General features: G+C 72.9%; 12 protein-coding genes, 1 tRNA gene and 1 pseudogene. 10 read left to right on the top strand and 4 right to left on the bottom strand.

The window, feature by feature from the left end; genetic code table 11:
* Nucleotides 1-44: 44 nt before the first annotated feature.
* The 3 genes from AC24HA_RS03435 (at nt 45) to AC24HA_RS03425 (ending at nt 4500) form a co-directional block, all read left to right on the top strand.
* Entirely contained in the window at nt 45-1232 is a 1188-nt protein-coding gene (locus tag AC24HA_RS03435) for a 2-methylaconitate cis-trans isomerase PrpF family protein (protein WP_425708074.1), read from the top strand.
* Between the two features lie 78 nt (nt 1233-1310).
* Nucleotides 1311-2423 carry a type 2 periplasmic-binding domain-containing protein gene (locus AC24HA_RS03430; RefSeq protein ID WP_425708073.1) on the top strand — a complete coding sequence of 371 codons (1113 nt, stop codon included), beginning with the start codon at nt 1311-1313 and terminating at the stop codon, nt 2421-2423.
* A gap of 73 nt (nt 2424-2496) precedes the next feature.
* Nucleotides 2497-4500, top strand: coding sequence for a tripartite tricarboxylate transporter permease (locus AC24HA_RS03425; RefSeq protein WP_425708072.1), 2004 nt, complete (start codon nt 2497-2499; stop codon nt 4498-4500).
* A 154-nt stretch (nt 4501-4654) separates the two neighbouring features.
* Here the strand turns inward: AC24HA_RS03425 and AC24HA_RS03420 are convergent, their stop codons facing one another.
* Entirely contained in the window at nt 4655-5350 is a 696-nt protein-coding gene (locus tag AC24HA_RS03420; protein WP_425708071.1) for a GntR family transcriptional regulator, read from the bottom strand.
* Between the two features lie 73 nt (nt 5351-5423).
* Nucleotides 5424-6503, bottom strand: a complete 1080-nt coding sequence (locus tag AC24HA_RS03415; RefSeq protein ID WP_425708070.1) for an isocitrate/isopropylmalate dehydrogenase family protein — start codon at nt 6501-6503, stop codon at nt 5424-5426.
* A gap of 57 nt (nt 6504-6560) precedes the next feature.
* Between AC24HA_RS03415 and AC24HA_RS03410 the strand changes: the two genes are divergently transcribed.
* The 7 genes and pseudogenes from AC24HA_RS03410 to AC24HA_RS03380 form a co-directional block, all read left to right on the top strand.
* Nucleotides 6561-6962 (top strand): universal stress protein, encoded by a 402-nt coding sequence (locus AC24HA_RS03410; RefSeq protein ID WP_425708069.1) that lies wholly within the window; start codon nt 6561-6563, stop codon nt 6960-6962.
* Between the two features lie 23 nt (nt 6963-6985).
* Nucleotides 6986-8530 carry an FAD-dependent tricarballylate dehydrogenase TcuA gene (tcuA, locus tag AC24HA_RS03405; RefSeq protein WP_425708068.1) on the top strand — a complete coding sequence of 515 codons (1545 nt, stop codon included), beginning with the start codon at nt 6986-6988 and terminating at the stop codon, nt 8528-8530.
* On the top strand, nt 8527-9498 hold the full coding sequence (locus AC24HA_RS03400) for an NAD(P)-dependent oxidoreductase (RefSeq protein ID WP_425708067.1): 972 nt from the start codon (nt 8527-8529) through the stop codon (nt 9496-9498). Before tcuA ends, AC24HA_RS03400 begins: the two co-directional genes overlap by 4 nt.
* Nucleotides 9495-10031 carry an AbrB family transcriptional regulator gene (locus AC24HA_RS03395; RefSeq protein WP_425708066.1) on the top strand — a complete coding sequence of 179 codons (537 nt, stop codon included), beginning with the start codon at nt 9495-9497 and terminating at the stop codon, nt 10029-10031. The genes AC24HA_RS03400 and AC24HA_RS03395 overlap by 4 nt, the downstream gene beginning before the upstream one ends.
* Nucleotides 10028-10585 carry an AbrB family transcriptional regulator gene (locus tag AC24HA_RS03390; RefSeq protein WP_425708065.1) on the top strand — a complete coding sequence of 186 codons (558 nt, stop codon included), beginning with the start codon at nt 10028-10030 and terminating at the stop codon, nt 10583-10585. Before AC24HA_RS03395 ends, AC24HA_RS03390 begins: the two co-directional genes overlap by 4 nt.
* Before the next feature lie 10 nt (nt 10586-10595).
* Nucleotides 10596-11273 (top strand): uracil-DNA glycosylase, encoded by a 678-nt coding sequence (locus tag AC24HA_RS03385; protein ID WP_425708064.1) that lies wholly within the window; start codon nt 10596-10598, stop codon nt 11271-11273.
* Nucleotides 11274-11493: 220 nt separating this feature from the next.
* Nucleotides 11494-13131, top strand: a pseudogene (locus AC24HA_RS03380) (ABC-F family ATP-binding cassette domain-containing protein); the annotation flags it as partial.
* Between the two features lie 10 nt (nt 13132-13141).
* On the opposite strand, the gene AC24HA_RS03375 reads toward AC24HA_RS03380, so the two are convergent.
* Together AC24HA_RS03375 and AC24HA_RS03370 are read right to left on the bottom strand one after the other, a co-directional pair.
* Nucleotides 13142-13214: transfer RNA gene (locus AC24HA_RS03375), tRNA-Thr, on the bottom strand.
* Nucleotides 13215-13259: 45 nt separating this feature from the next.
* Nucleotides 13260-14138, bottom strand: coding sequence for a DsbA family protein (locus AC24HA_RS03370; RefSeq protein ID WP_425708063.1), 879 nt, complete (start codon nt 14136-14138; stop codon nt 13260-13262).
* Nucleotides 14139-14366 lie beyond the last annotated feature (228 nt).

The following is a 14366-nucleotide window of genomic DNA, read 5'->3' as shown; positions in this document are numbered from 1 at the left end:
CCTCACCGACCATGCAAGATGCACGGAGCCAGCGTGCAGCGTGCATGCAACTCAAGGACGAGAGCGAGACCTGGTCGATGCGAGCAGCCGGTGTGATCATGCGGGGTGGGACCAGCAAGGCCGTGTTCTTCCACGAGAGGGACCTGCCCACCGACCCCGCCGGGCGGGACGCCTTCATCCTCGCCGCCTACGGCTCCCCCGACCGGTACGGCCGTCAGATCGACGGCCTGGGCGGCGCGACGTCGACGACGAGCAAGGTCGCCGTGATCTCCGACGGTCGCGAGCGCGGCGTCGACGTCCTCTACGACTTCGGTCAGGTGGCGATCGACCGTCCGCTCGTGGACAGGAGAGGCAACTGCGGGAACATCTCCTCCGCGGTCGGGCCGTTCGCCGTCGACGAGGGCCTGGTCACCCCGACGGACCCCGTGACGATCGTCCGGTTCCTCAACACCAACACGGACAAGGTGATCGTCGCCCACGTCCCTACGAGGGACGGCCGGTTCGACCCGGTCGGCGACTTCCACCTGCCCGGCGTCCCGGGGACCGGCGCACGCATCCAGCTCGACTACATCGAGCCGGGCGGCGCCGTCACGGGGGCCACGCTGCCCACGGGCAACGTCACGGACACCGTGGACCTGCCCGGCACCGGCACCGGCACCGCCCAGGTGTCCATCGTCGACGCCGCCAACCCGTTGGTGTTCGTGCGCTGGGAGGACCTCGGCCTGACCGGCCTCGAGCACCCCGACCAGATCGACGGCGACCCGGAGCTGCTCGCGCGCATCGAGTCCGTCCGCGCGCAGGCCGCCGTACTGTCCGGCATCACCGAGACGGTGGAGATCGCCACGAAGGAGGTGCCCTCGGTGCCGAAGATCGCGTTCGTCGGCGCACCGCGCGACTACGCGCTGAGCGACGGCACGACCCAGGCCGCCACGGGCACGACGATCCGCGCCGCCATGATGTCGATGGGCCGGCTGCACCGCAGCTACGCGCTCACCGGTGGCATCGCCACGGCGGTGGCCTCGGCGATCCCGGGCACCGTCGTGCACGAGGCGTCCGGCGGCGTGGCGGGCCCCTGCCTCATCGGCCACACTGCCGGCGTCCTCGAGCTCTCCGCCGAGGTCGTCCAGGCCGAGGACGGCTCCTGGCAGGTGCCGAGCGTGGCGGGCTACCGCACCGCACGTCGCCTCATGGAGGGCACCGTCCTCGTCCCCGACGAGCTCCTGCACGACTGATCGAGCCGTCCCCTGCTCCCCGACCATGACCGACGTCCCCCACGGGCACCGACGCCCGCGGACCACGAAGGAGACACCATGAAGTTCACCCACCGCCGTGCCGCCCTGGCCGGCTCCGCCGCCACCGTCGCTCTCCTGCTCGCCGCGTGCGGCAACCCGCAGGGCATCGGCGGCGAGGAGGGCGAGGAGGGCGCCTCCGAGCTGCCCGAGCGCGTCAACCTCGTCGTCCCCTACTCGGAGGGCGGCGGCACCGACACCTGGGCGCGGTTCCTCACGCCCTACCTCGAGGAGAACGTCGAGAGCGGCTCGTCGTTCGTCGTCGAGAACCGCCCCGGCGGAGAGTCGATCACCGGCTCCAACCAGTTCGTCCAGGACGGGAGCACGGACGGCTCCGAGCTCCTCGTCACCTCGGGCACCACCTACTTCCAGGCGCTGCTCGGGCGGCCGGAGGTCGAGTTCGACTTCTCCGTCATGGAGCCCCTCGTCCTCAACGGCACGGGCGGCGTCATCTACGTGTCCTCCTCGACCGGCATCGAGAGCGTGGAGGACCTCGCCGACTACTCCGAGACCCTCACCTACGGCGGAATCAGCGCCACCGGGCTCGACCTCTCCCTCCTGCAGGCGATGGACGTCCTCGAGGTCGACATCGAGGCGACCTTCGGCTTCGAGGGACGCGGTCCCGCGCGGCTCGCCCTCGAGCGCGGCGAGGTCAACCTCGACTACCAGACGACGTCGGCCTACCTCACGCAGGTCGCCCCGCTGGTCGAGAGCGGCGACGCCGTACCGCTGATGTCGTTCGGCGTCATCGAGGACGGAGAGATCGTCCGCGACCCGAACGTCCCCGACCTGCCCACCGTCGAGGAGGCGTTCGAGTCGATCCACGGTGAGGCCCCGTCCGGTCCGGCGTACGAGGCCTACCGCGCGTTCCTCATCCCCGGGTTCGTCTACCAGAAGGGCATCTGGGCGAACGAGGGCACCTCCGAGGAGATCGTCCAGAGCGTCCGCGACGCGGCGGGGGCCCTGACCGACGACGAGGAGTTCAACGAGGCGGCCGCCGACGTGCTGGGCGGCTACCCCCTCTACCCGGGCGAGGTCGCCGAGGACGACCTGCGCGAGGCCTTCAACATCGACCCCGAGGTCCAGCAGTACACGATCGACATGCTCGCCGAGCAGCACGACACGACGTTCTGATCATCGCGCGGGTGCCCGTCGGCCAGGTGATCCGGCCGGCACCCGCGCGTGACCTCACGCGAAAGGCGATCCGATGCTCGAAGCCGCATCAAGCGCACTGTCCTCCCTCCTCGATCCGGCGACCCTGGTCTTCCTCGGCGCCGGCATCGTCGCCGGTCTCGTCATCGGCATCATCCCCGGGCTCGGCGGCACCGGCGCGGTCGCGATCCTGCTGCCGTTCATCTTCGTCCTCGAGCCCAACCAGGCCCTCGCCCTGATGATCGGGGCGGTGGCGGTCGTCCATACCTCCGACACCATCGCCTCCGTCCTCATGGGCATACCCGGCTCCGCGTCGGCGACCGTCCTCATGCTCGACGGTCACGAGATGGCGAAGCAGGGCATGGCGGCCCGTGCGCTCGCCATCGCATTCCTGTCGTCGATGTTCGGCGGTCTGCTCGGCGCCCTCGGCCTCACGCTCTCGATCCCGATCGCCCGGCCGCTCGTGCTCTCCTTCGGGTCTCCCGAGCTCTTCATGCTCACGGTGCTCGGCATCTCGATCACGGCGCTGCTGTCCAAGGGCAACATGATGAAGGGGCTGCTGGCGGGTGCGTTCGGTGTGCTCCTCGGTCAGATCGGCGGCGCCCCCGCGGCCCCCGACTACCGCTTCACGTTCGACTCGCTGTTCCTCACCGAGGGGCTCGACCTCGTCGCGGTCGCCCTGGGCATCTTCGGCATCGCCGAGGTCATCTCCCGCGTGGCCAAGAAGACCTCCGTCGCCACCGGAATGGGGATCGGCCAGGGCTGGGGCACCGGCATCAAGGACGTGTTCTCGAACTTCGGCCACGTCCTGCGCGGCGCTCTCGTCGGCATCTGGGCGGGGGTGCTGCCCGGCCTCGGCGCCACGGCCGGCACATGGATGGCCTACGGCCAGGCCAAGGCCTCCATGAAGGGCAAGGACCGCAAGAAGTTCGGCAAGGGCGACCCCCGCGGCATCATCGCCCCCGAGAGCGCCAACAACTCGGTCGAGGCGGGAGACCTCATCCCCACCCTGCTCTTCGGCATCCCCGGTGGCGCACCGGCCGCGCTGCTCCTCGGCGCGCTGCTCATCTTCGGCATCGAGCCCGGCCCCCGGATCATCGAGGACAACCTCGACACCGTCTACGTCATCGTCTGGTCCTTCGCGATCGCGAGCGTCGTCGGCGCCGCGCTGTGCTTCTTCCTCGCCGCCCCGCTCGCCAAGCTCAGCTTCGTGCGGTTCCCGGTGATCGCGGGCGGCCTCATCGTCATCCTGTTCATGGCGGGCTACCAGGACTCCAAGGAGATCCAGCTCCTGCTCGTCATGCTCGCGCTCGGCATCATCGGCTGGCTGATGAAGATCGCGCACATCCCACGCGCGCCGTTCCTCATCGGCTTCGTCCTCGCGGTACCGCTCGAGCGCTACTACTACCTCACCGAGAACCTGTACACCCCCGCGGAGTGGCTCGTCCGGCCGGCGGTGATCGTCATGATCATCATCCTGCTCGTCCCGGTCGCCCTCGCGGTCTACCGTCGGGTCCGTGCCCGTCGCGACCCGGACGTCCCGGGCCTCATGCCGGACGACGACGACGACGCCGAGGGCGGCGAGAGCGCCGAGCCGCCCGCGATCTGGCGCGTGGTCATCGCCGCCGCGTTCCTGCTGGTGTTCGTCGGCGCGTTCGTCCTCGCCCAGGACTTCAGCCAGCGAGCCCGGCTCGTGCCGAGCCTCATCACTGCGCTCGGGGCGGTGCTCGCCGCGATCGTGCTCGTCATGGAGCTCCGCAACCGCAGGAAGATCGACGCCGACGTCGACCGCGCGGAGTGGCGCCAGGAGCTCAGGTGGGTCCTCTCGGCCTTCAGCTGGCTCATCAGCTTCATCGTGCTCGTCTACGTCCTCGGCATGCTGCTCGCCGCGGTCGTGTTCATCCCGGTCTTCCTCCGCGTCGTCGCCGAGATGAAGTGGTGGCACATCGCCGTCTACACGGCGGTCACCATCGCCGTGATGGTCGCGCTGCGCGAGTTCGCCGACATCGGGCTACCCATCGGCTATCTCACGCCGGTCGGAATCCCCGGCATCGTCTGACCCGGATCCGACGTCGCGCTCCCGGCGCCCCGCCTCGCGCGGGTGCGCCGGGGGCGCGACCTCGTTCGGCGCGACCTCGTTCGGCGCGACCTCGGGCGCCGGCGTCCGGACGGGCACCGACCCGGCCGGGACGCCGTCCGACGGCGGACGGTCGTCAGGAGCCGAGGACCGCGTTCAGCCGCAGCTCGCGCGCGCGCCGCATGTGCGCCTTCGCCGCGGACTCCGCCGCCGCCGCGTCCTGGGCGGCCACCGCGGTGATGATCCCCTCGTGCTCGGCGAGCACCTCCTCGACCCGACCCGGCGCCTCGAGCGTCGTCGCGTTGAGGCGACGCACGGCGTGCTCGACCTGCTGGAGGAAGCGCCCGAGGTAGGGGTTGGAGGAGGCGTCGCGCAGGACCCGGTGGAACTCGAGGTTGACCTTCCGCACCTCCGGCACGTCGCCGGCCTCGTGCGCGGTCCGGATCCGGTCGTTGATCTCCCGCAGCGTCGCGGCCAGCACGTCGTTCCCGCGCACGGCCGCGAGACGCGCGGCCAGCCCCTCGAGGTTCTCCCGCACGACGTACAGGGCGAGCAGGTCCTCGAGCGTCATCGGCGCGACGACGGTGCCCTGATGGGCCGTCTTGACCGTGAGGCCCTCGTCGGAGAGCCGGCGCAGCGCCTCGCGCACCGGGGTCCGGCTCACGCCCAGGGACTGGGCGAGCTCGTCCTCCCGCAACCACGTCGAGGGAGCGAGCACGCCGTCGAGGATCGCCTCCCGCATCGCATCGGTGACGGCCTCGGTCGTCCGCCCCCGCGCCGTGCCCGGCTTGAGGTACGCGCTCAGCCCGTCCGGGCCCTCGGAGGTCGTCATAGCGCCCCACGGTAGGCGAGCGGCGGGCACCCCGGCACCGTGCCACGGGCGGGTCCCGCCCCGAGACGCCCCCTCATCCCGCGATCCGCTCCACGACGGCAGCCGTCACCGCGCGGGTCCCGCCTGCCGGGGAGCCGGTCGGTCCGATGCGCACGGCCCCGTCGGCGAGGGCGGCCGTGACCGCGGCCCCGACGCGCCGGGCGGATCCGGGCCGGCCGACGTGGTCGAGCAGCATGACGACGCTGAGCAGCTGCGAGAGCGGGTTCGCCAGGTCCTGCCCCGCGATGCCGGGTGCGCTGCCGTGGATGGGCTCGAAGTACGCGGCGTCCGCGCCGATGTTCCCCGACCCGCACATGCCCAGCCCGCCGACGGTCCCCGCCCCCAGGTCCGAGAGGATGTCGCCGAGGAAGTTCTCCATGACGAGCACGTCGAAGCGCTCGGGGTGGGCGACGAGCGCGTGCGCGGCGGCGTCGGCGTAGAGGTGGTCGGCAGCGACGTCGGGGAACTCGGCGGCCACCTCGTCGAAGACGGCGCGGAACAGCGCGAAGCTGCGCAGCACGTTGCTCTTGTCGACGCAGGTCACCCGACGCACGCCGTCGCTCGGGGCGCCGGAACGCGAGCGGGCGAGCTCGAACGCGTGGCGCACCACGCGCTCGGTGCCGAACCGGGTGATGAGCATCTGGTCCGAGGCCGCGTGCGGCGTCGCCACCCCGTTGCCGCGCGAGAGGTACAGGCCCTCGGTGTTCTCGCGCACGATGACGTAGTCGATCTCGCCGGCGCCGTGCCGGGTGGGGCCGTCCACACCGGGGAGCAGCCGCACGGGCCGGACGTTGGCGTAGGTGTCGAGCCCGACCCGCAGGACGCCGCCGAGCAGCCCGCCCTCCGTGCCGTCCGGGCGCCGGACGTCGGGCAGCCCGACCGGTCCCTTGATGACGGCGTCGGCGGCACGCAGACGGTCGAGCGCGCCCTCCCGGACGGGCTCCCCGAGCTCGCGGTAGACGGCCGCTCCCCCGGGCTCGTCGTGGACGGCGACCGAGAAACCGTCGACCTGCGCGACCGCGTCGAGGACCGCCAGCGCGCTGTCCACCAGCTCCGGTCCGATGCCGTCACCGCGGATCACCGCGAGGTCGAGGGTCGTCGTCGCTCCGTCCATGAGGAAAGTATGCAACATGACCTTGCGCACGGAACACGTTGCATGCAAGATCGCTCCATGGCAGTCATCGTCAGCTACGTGCCCACGCCCGAGGGGCACGCCGCCCTGCAGCACGCCGTCCGCACGGCGCGTGACCGCGGGCAGAGCCTGCGGGTCGTCGACGGGTCGGGAGGGCGCTCGAGCGTCGGCGGCGAGAAGGGCGAGGTCCCCTACGACGACGTCACCACCCTGCTCACGGACGCAGGCGTCGAGTTCTCCGTGGCCGCCCCCGCCGCGCCTGGGGCCAACCTCGACGACACGACGGCCGCGGAGGTCCAGGACCCGGCCGAGGACATCATCATCGTCGGCATCAGGCACCGCAGCGCCGTCGGCAAGTTCCTGCTCGGCTCCAGCACGCAGCGGCTGCTGCTCTCCGCCGAGTGCCCCGTCGTGGTCGTCAAGGCCACCGCCACCGCCTGACCCGGACAGGAGCACCGAACCACATGGGAACGACCGACGACGCTCGATCCATCACCTCCGTCGACGTCGTCGTGGTGGGGGGCGGCAACGCCGCGCTCACCGCGGCGCTCTCGGCGCACGAGAACGGGGCCCGGGTCCTCGTGCTGGAGGCCGCGCCCCACGCCGAGCGCGGGGGCAACAGCCGGTTCTCCGGCGGGCTGTTCCGCTGCGCGCACGGCGGGATGGACGACCTCCTGCCGCTGCTCGTCGAGGAGTCCGCCGCCTGGGCCGACCGCGTGCGCGTCGACCCCTACACCCGTGCGGACTACGTCGCCGACCTCCAGCTCTCCACGCAGGGCCGCATCGACCCCGACCTCCAGGACGGGCTGGTCGACAAGGCGCTCGACACGATCCGCTGGATGGCCGGCAAGGGTGTGCGCTGGGAGCTCGCCGTGGGCAAGCTCATCGACCCGGAGAACATCGACCCGGACCAGGAGTACGTCCTGCCCCCGGGCGGCGCGTTGCGCGCCCACGACGAGGGGGTCGGCCTCATCGCCGACCTGTACGCCGCCGTCGAGCGCGAGGGGATCGAGGTCTGGTACGACTCCCCCGTCCTCGAGCTGATGATGGACGGCACGGCGGTCACCGGCGTCGTCGTCAAGGGGCCGGACGGCGAGCGACCGGTCGAGGGCGTCGTCGTGCTCGGCTCGGGTGGTTTCGAGGCCAACCCGCAGATGCGCCAGCGCTGGCTCGGCCCGGGCTGGGACCTCGCCAAGGTCCGCGGCACCCGGTTCAACCAGGGGCACGTCCTCGAGCACGCGCTCGAGCGCGGCGCGCAGGCGCACGGGCACTGGGGCGGCTGCCACGCCTCCCCCCTGGACTTCGACGCCCCCGCCGTGGGCGACCTGCGGTACACGGACAAGATGAGCCGGTACTCCTACCCCTACTCGATCATGGTCAACCGGGACGCCGAGCGGTTCGTCGACGAGGCGTCGGACCACGTGTGGATGACCTATGCCAAGACGGGCTCGAAGATCCGCGAGCAGCCCGGCGCCTGGGCCGCGCAGATCTTCGACGCGCAGACCGTCCACCTCCTCGAGACCCGCTACTCCACCGGCACACCGGTCGTCGCGGACACCCTCGCCGAGCTCGGCGAGAAGCTCGGCCTCGACGTCGAGGGATTCCTCGCCACCGTGGAGGCGTACAACGCGGCCTGCCCGGAGCAGGAGTTCGACCCCTTCCGGATGGACGGCCTGCGGTCGGCCCCGCACGGGCAGCCCGTGAAGTCGAACTGGTCGACCCGCATCGAGCAGGGCCCCTTCGTGGCCTACCAGGTCACCTGCGGGATCACCTTCACCTACGGCGGACTGAGGATCGACGCCGAGGGGCGGGTGCTCGACGTCGCCGGCCGCGTCATGCCGGGCCTGTACGCCACGGGAGAGATCACGGGCGGGTTCTTCTACCACAACTACCCGGCCGGCTCCGGGCTCCCCCGCGGCGCCGTATGGGGCCGCATCGGGGGCGCAGGCGCCGCCGCCGAGGCCCTCGCCCGCTCCGGCTCGCCCGCCGCGGCGGAGGTCGGCGCGTGAGGCCCCGCCTGCTCGTCCTCGACGACTGGGAGGGCCGGCTCGCCCGCTCCGAGGGGGTGCGCCGGATGCGCGAGCTCGCGGACGTCACCGTTCTCGACCGTCCCCTCGCCGAGGTCCCCGACGCCGATCTCGCCGACGTCGAGCACCTCATGGCGGTGCGCGAGAGGACGCGGTTCGACGCCGCCACGTTCGACCGCCTGCCGGCCCTCAGGGTCGTCCTCCAGTCGGGCGGGCACGCCTACCACCTCGACGCCGCCGCCGCGCGCGAGCGCGGGATCGTCGTCACGCACGGGAGGCGTGCGCACGGCCCCCGTGCGGCCGTGCCCGAGCTGACGTTCGCGCTGATGATCGGGGCGCTGCGGCACTTCCCGGTCGCGCTGCGCGAGATGGATGCCGGCGCCTGGCCCGCGCTCACGGGGCGCACGCTCGCCGGACGCCGGCTCGGGCTGCTGGGCACGGGGCGGCACGGGACGAACGTCGCGCGCATCGCCCAGGCCTTCGGCATGGACGTCGTCGCCTGGGCCCGTCCGGGCTCGGCCGGGGCCAACCCCGAGATCCCGCGGGTGCCGCTGCCTGAGCTGCTCGCCACCTGCGACGTCGTCAGCATCCACCTGCGGCTCTCGGACGAGGTCCACGGGCTTCTCGGCGCCGGCGAGCTGGCCTCGATGCGCGAGGGTTCCGTCCTCGTCAACACCTCGCGCGGCGCGATCGTCGACGAGCACGCGCTGGTCGAGGCGCTGCGCGCCGGGCCCCTCGCGGCCGCCGGGCTCGACGTGTTCGCGCACGAGCCCCTGGCTGCCGACTCACCGCTGCGCTCGCTGCCCAACGCGCTGCTCACCCCGCACGTCGGCTGGACGGTCGACGAGGTGCTCGACGAGTTCGCCACGATGGCCGCCGACCAGCTGGAGGCCTACCTGGGCGGCACCCTGTCCCCGGACGAGCTCAACCCCGGGGCTGCCGGCCTGTGACGCCGGGGGACGGTCGCGGACGGCTCGCGGCCGGCCTCGGGATCGCGCGGGTCCTGGCCGGGGCCTCGGTGGGCGCGCTCGTCCTGCACCTGCTGTCGGTGCCCGCGGGCATCCTGCTCGGCTCGGTGATCGGCGGCGCGCTCGCCAACCGGGCGGTCCCGGGCACCTCCGCCGTGAACATGCCGCGCGCCGTGCGGGTGGTCGGGTTCGTCCTCCTCGGTGCGCTGACCGGTGTCCGGCTCGAGCCGCACGCCCTCGGCATCCTCGCCCGCGTCGCACTTCCCGTGCTCGGCTCGGTGGCGATCCTCCTGCTCATCAACGTGGCGCTCGCGCTGGTCCTCGTACGCAGGTACAGGGTCGACGCGATGACCGCGGTGCTCGCCACGGCCCCCGGCGGGCTCAGCGAGATCGTGGGGGTGTCGATGGACTGGGGCGCGCGCACGTCGCTCGTGGTCGCCATACACACGGTGCGGGTCATGGTCATCGTGCTCGTCGCGCTCCCGCTCCTCGTCGCCTATCTCTCGACCCGATGAACTGGCTCGAGGTCCTCGCCATCATCGCCGGCGCCATCGCGGTCGCCGCCGTGTTCCGGCTCCTGCGCGTGCCCATGTGGCCGATCACCGGGGGCGTCGTCGGCGCCGCGGCCGTCCATCTCGTCATCGGCGGCACGACGACGATGCCCCCGTTCCTCTCGCCCACCGCGCAGATCCTCGTCGGCGCCGCGATCGGCGCCACGATCGGGCCCGACATCTTCCGGGAGTTCGCGCGCTTCCTCACGCCCGGCGTCATCGCCGTGGTGCTCGTCGTCGTCGTCGGGGTAGGACTCGGATTCGCGCTGTACGGGTTCGGCCTCCTCCCGCCGGCCGAGGCCGTGCTCGGCATGGTGCCCGGCGGCGTCGGAGAGATGGTCGCCGCGGCGATCTCGCTCGAGGTCGACAGCGCGGTGGTCGCCGGGATGCACCTCGTCCGCCTGCTCGTCGTCATGTGGACCCTGCCGCTGCTCGTGCGCTTCGCCCGGCACCTCGGCGGCCCGGGCGGCACGCACCCTCCCGCGGCCACCCCGGACCCCGGCCCGGTCCCCGACTAGCCTGGCCGACATGCCCGCACGCCCCCTGACCGAGATCATGGACGCCGGCTGGGCGGCCGCGATGGAGCCGGTCGCCCCGCAGATCGCCGAGATCGGCGAGCGCCTGCGCGGCGAGCTCGACCAGGGGCGCACCTACCTCCCGGCGGCCGATCACGTGCTGCGCGCGTTCACCTACCCGCTGGCGGACGTTCGGGTGCTGATCGTCGGGCAGGACCCCTACCCCACACCCGGGCACCCGATCGGCCTCAGCTTCTCGGTCGCGCCTGACGTCCGCCCGCTGCCGCCGTCGCTGCGGAACATGTTCACCGAGCTCGCAGACGACCTCGGAGCTCCCCCGCCCTCGAACGGTGACCTCACGCCATGGGCCGAGCGCGGCGTCATGCTCCTCAACCGCGTGCTCACCGTGCGGCCCGGCGCCGCAGCCTCGCACCGCCGGTGGGGCTGGGAGGCCGTCACCGAGCACGCGATCAAGGTCCTCGTCGAGCGCGACGCACCCCTGGTGGCGATCCTGTGGGGCAAGGACGCCGGCACGCTGCGCCCGATGCTCGGCGACACCCCGGTCGTCGCGTCGCCGCACCCGTCGCCGCTGTCCGCCTACCGGGGCTTCTTCGGCTCCCGGCCCTACTCGCGGACCAACGAGCTGCTCCTCGCGGCCGGCGCGGAGCCCGTCGACTGGCGCCTGCCGTAGCGGGTGCCACGGAAAATGCACGGGACAGTCCGGTCGGACGCGCCTAGGCTGGCCCCCGTGATCCAGCAGCTGCTGTTCCTCTGAGGACTCCCGCTCCCGACCCGCCCGCCTGACGGCCCGCGGGTCGGTCGACCGGACCCTGCACACCGGCGGGCCGCCGCACGCACGGCGCCCGCGGACCGACGGATGCCGCGCCGCGCGCGCCCGTCAGGAGGAACGCATGACGATCACCCCACCCACCGTGCCCGCGCGCACCCTCGCCCAGCTCTCCGCCACCGACCTCCACCTCACCAGGGGCGGCATCCCGGTGCTCACCGGCGTCGACCTCACCGTCTCCCCGCGTTCGCGGTGGGGCGTCGTCGGCGAGAACGGCCGCGGCAAGTCGACCCTGCTCCACGTCCTCGTCGGCGATCTCACGCCCGACTCCGGGACGGTGAACCGCACCGGGACGATCGGGGTCGCGGAGCAGCAGATGCCCGCCGGCGACGGCCGCACCGTCGGCGACCTCGTCGACGCCGAGCTGGCCGACTCGCGCCGGGCGCTCGCCCGGCTCGACGAGGCTGCGAGGGGGCTCGCGGACGGCACCGACGGCGCGGACGCCCGGTACGCGGCGGCCCTCGAGGCAGCCACCCTGCTGGACGCCTGGGACGCCGACCGCCGCGTCGACGTCGCCCTCGAGCGGCTCGACGCCGTCACCGACCGGACCCGCCTGCTCGCCACGCTCTCCGTGGGACAGCGCTACCGGGTGCGGCTCGCGGCGCTCCTCGGCGCGGACCACGACTTCCTGCTGCTCGACGAACCCACGAACCACCTCGACGCCACGGGCCTGGACTTCCTCACCACGTCGCTGCGCGAGCACGGCGGCGGAGTCGTGCTCGTCAGTCACGACCGGGCGCTGCTCACGGACGTGGCGACCTCGATCATCGATCTCGACCCGAGCCCCGACGGCCGCCCGACGGTCTACGGCGACGGGTTCGCCGGCTACCAGACCGGCCGACGGGCCCAGTACGAACGCTGGGTGGCCGAGCACGAGGCCGAGCAGGTCGAGCGCGCCCGCCTCACGCATGACCTCGCCTCCGCGCAGGACCGGCTGGTCACCGGCTGGCGGCCGGACAAGGGCACCGGCAAGCACCAGCGCCAGTCCCGCGCGCCGGGACTCGTGAAGTCCGTCCACCGGCGCCGGGAGGCGCTCGAGGCCCAGTCGGTTGCGACGCCCCACCCACCGCTGCGCCTGCAGATGCCGGAGCTGCGGACCCGCACGGGCGTGACGATGCTGGCGGCCGAGGAGGTCACCGTGGCCGGTCGGCTGGACCGGCCGACCACGGTGGACGTCCCCGCCGGCGAGCGGCTGCTCGTCACCGGTCCCAACGGGGCGGGCAAGTCGACTCTGCTCGCGCTCCTCGCCGGGCGGCTCGAGCCGACGTCCGGGACCGCTCGCGTCGCCCGGACGGCCCGGGTCGAGCTGCTCGGCCAGGAGTCGCCGTCCCCGGGCCGGCTCACCGCCCACCAGGTGTACGAGCGGCACGTGGGCCGGCTCGTGTCCGAGGGCGTGCTGCCCCAGGGCCGGGTCGTCGGACTGTCCGGTCTGGGCCTGCTGCGGCCGGACGAGCAGCGCCGGCCGGTGCGGGAGCTGTCGATGGGCAAGCAGCGCCGGCTCGACCTGGCCCTCGCCCTGGCCTCGAGGCCGCACGTCCTCCTGCTCGACGAGCCGACGAACCACCTGTCGATCGCGCTCGTGGAGGAGCTGACCGAGGCGCTCGAGGCGACCCAGGCTGCCGTGGTGATCGCCAGCCACGACCGGCAGATGCTCCGCGACGTCGCGCACTGGCCGCGGCTCGAGCTCTCGCCCGTGACGCCCCTGGGCGCGGAGCCGACTGCGGGACTCGAACCCGCGACCGTCCGCTTACAAGGCGGGTGCTCTACCAGCTGAGCTAAGTCGGCGCGGGCCCGGCCGGAGCCGGGCCTGCGCCGAGGGTACGCGAGGTGTCAGGGGGCGACGGACTGGCTCTCGTCACTCGGCGCCTCGGCCGGGGCGTCGCTCGACGTCTCGGCGGCGGGCTGCTCGTTGCCGGTCACCTCGAGGTAGAGACCGCCCGGGGTGTACCGGCCCTCGGTGAACTCGTCGCCGTCGATGAGGATGGTCGGCGTGCCCTCCACGCCGTCGGCGACGGCCTGCGCGGTCACGGCCTCGACGTACTCCGTGTACTCGTCGTCGGTGATGCTCGAGGCGACCTCGGACGGCACGCCGGCACCCTCCAGGGCGGCGATGATCTCCTCGTCGCTGGGCTCCTGCCCAGTGGACTGGATGACCTCCAGGTTGCCGACCCACAGGTCGAACAGCGCGTCGTTGGCCTCGAAGATCAGCTCGGGAGCGCCGTCGGCGACGACGTACATGGCCTCGACCCCGCGGCCCGAGTAGCCGGAGTAGTCGCCCGACCGGTCGAGCAGGCCGACGGGACGCAGCGCGGCCTGGGCCTCGCCCTCGGAGACCAGCATCTGCAGGCCCTCACCGTTGGCCTCCTCGAAGTTCGCGCAGTAGCTGCACGTGTGGTCGGCGTAGACGTCGATGACCGGCGCCCCGTCGGTCGTGCTGCCGGCGCTGCCGTCCTGACCCACCATGATCGCGCCGTCGGCCTCGACGTTCTCCGGCACCGGCCCCTCGTACTCGTCCAGCGGGGAGCGCGTCCCCTGCCAGACGATGTAGCCGATGACGCCGACGACGAGCGCGGCTCCCGCGACGACGGCGACGATCGTGAGGATCCGGTTGCGGCGGGCCCGGCGCGCCTGCTCCGCCTTGACCTTGCGGGCTCGCTCGCGGGCGGCCTCGCGCCGCTCGTTCGCGGTGGGTCGGTCGTTCTTGGCCATGGGTCCAGTCCTCCGTCGTACCGTCACCTCCCGCGACCGGCCGGAGGCGAGCCCACACTACGACGGGCCGGCACCGCGGCGGGGCGGCGTCTGTCTCGCGACCGGACGAACGTGGCCGGTCTCTCAGCTCCTTCGCGCGTCTCACGGACGGGATGCGTCGGCTCCCAGCGCCGTCGGGCGTCGGTCCGCCGCGCCGGACGGGGCGGGCCGCGGTCCGCCGTGGACCAC

Source organism: Georgenia sp. Z1491 (assembly GCF_057652395.1).
Note: the sequence above shows the minus strand (reverse complement) of the source record. Positions and strands in the feature narration are given on the sequence as shown.